A 1,692-nucleotide genomic window follows, 5' to 3' on the forward strand; every position below is an offset into this window, starting at 1 on the left:
TTGCCCTTTGAAAACTGAATGAAAGATAAGCGAATTAAAGCAATAAAAGCTAGCGCTTCTATACTATAGAAGTACGAGCCTCGTTGGCACCCCCGTGCTAACGAAAAAGGAAACACTTTCAATGGAGAGTTTGATCCTGGCTCAGGACGAACGCTGGCGGCATGCCTAATACATGCAAGTCGAGCGGACCCGAGGTGCTTGCACCTCAATGGGTCAGCGGCGGACGGGTGAGTAACACGTGGGCAACCTGCCCAACAGACTGGGATAACTCCGGGAAACCGGAGCTAATACCGGATATCCTCTTTTCACCACCTGGTGAAAAGAGAAAAGGCGGTTTCGGCCGCCACTGTTGGATGGGCCCGCGGCGCATTAGCTAGTTGGTGAGGTAAGGGCTCACCAAGGCGACGATGCGTAGCCGACCTGAGAGGGTGATCGGCCACACTGGAACTGAGACACGGTCCAGACTCCTACGGGAGGCAGCAGTAGGGAATCATCCGCAATGGGCGAAAGCCTGACGGTGCAATGCCGCGTGAGTGATGAAGGTTTTCGGATCGTAAAGCTCTGTTGTGAGGGAAGAACAAGTTCGGGAGGAAATGCCCGAGCCGTGACGGTACCTCACCAGAAAGCCACGGCTAACTACGTGCCAGCAGCCGCGGTAATACGTAGGTGGCAAGCGTTGTCCGGAATTATTGGGCGTAAAGGGCACGCAGGCGGTTCTTTAAGTCTGATGTGAAAGGCTGTGGCTCAACCACAGAATTGCATTGGAAACTGGAGAACTTGAGTGCAGAAGAGGAGAGTGGAATTCCACGTGTAGCGGTGAAATGCGTAGATATGTGGAGGAACACCAGTGGCGAAGGCGACTCTCTGGTCTGTAACTGACGCTGAGGTGCGAAAGCGTGGGGAGCAAACAGGATTAGATACCCTGGTAGTCCACGCCGTAAACGTTGAGTGCTAGGTGTTAGGGGTTTCGATACCCGTAGTGCCGAAGCAAACGCATTAAGCACTCCGCCTGGGGAGTACGACCGCAAGGTTGAAACTCAAAGGAATTGACGGGGGCCCGCACAAGCGGTGGAGCATGTGGTTTAATTCGACGCAACGCGAAGAACCTTACCAGGTCTTGACATCCTTTGATCGCTCTAGAGATAGAGTTTTCCCTTCGGGGACAAAGTGACAGGTGGTGCATGGTTGTCGTCAGCTCGTGTCGTGAGATGTTGGGTTAAGTCCCGCAACGAGCGCAACCCTTGACCTTAGTTGCCAGCATTTAGTTGGGCACTCTAAGGTGACTGCCGGTGACAAACCGGAGGAAGGCGGGGATGACGTCAAATCATCATGCCCCTTATGACCTGGGCTACACACGTGCTACAATGGACGGTACAACGGGAAGCGAAGCCGCGAGGTGGAGCCAATCCTAAAAAGCCGTTCTCAGTTCGGATTGTAGGCTGCAACTCGCCTACATGAAGCTGGAATCGCTAGTAATCGCGGATCAGCATGCCGCGGTGAATACGTTCCGGGCCTTGTACACACCGCCCGTCACACCACGAGAGCCAGCAACACCCGAAGTCGGTGAGGCAACCGTTTACGGAGCCAGCCGCCGAAGGTGGGGCCGGTGATTGGGGTGAAGTCGTAACAAGGTATCCCTACCGGAAGGTGGGGATGGATCACCTCCTTTCTATGGAGACTTACTTTCCTGAG

At 54.3% G+C, this 1,692-nt stretch carries 1 rRNA gene; it reads left to right on the top strand.

What is annotated here, in order from left to right:
* Positions 1-118: 118 nt before the first annotated feature.
* Positions 119-1,669: ribosomal RNA gene (locus JCM19038_RS20120) — 16S ribosomal RNA — on the top strand.
* Positions 1,670-1,692: the final 23 nt, after the last annotated feature.

This window comes from Geomicrobium sp. JCM 19038, assembly GCF_000698125.1.
Classification (GTDB): Bacteria; Bacillota; Bacilli; order Bacillales; family Marinococcaceae; genus Geomicrobium_A.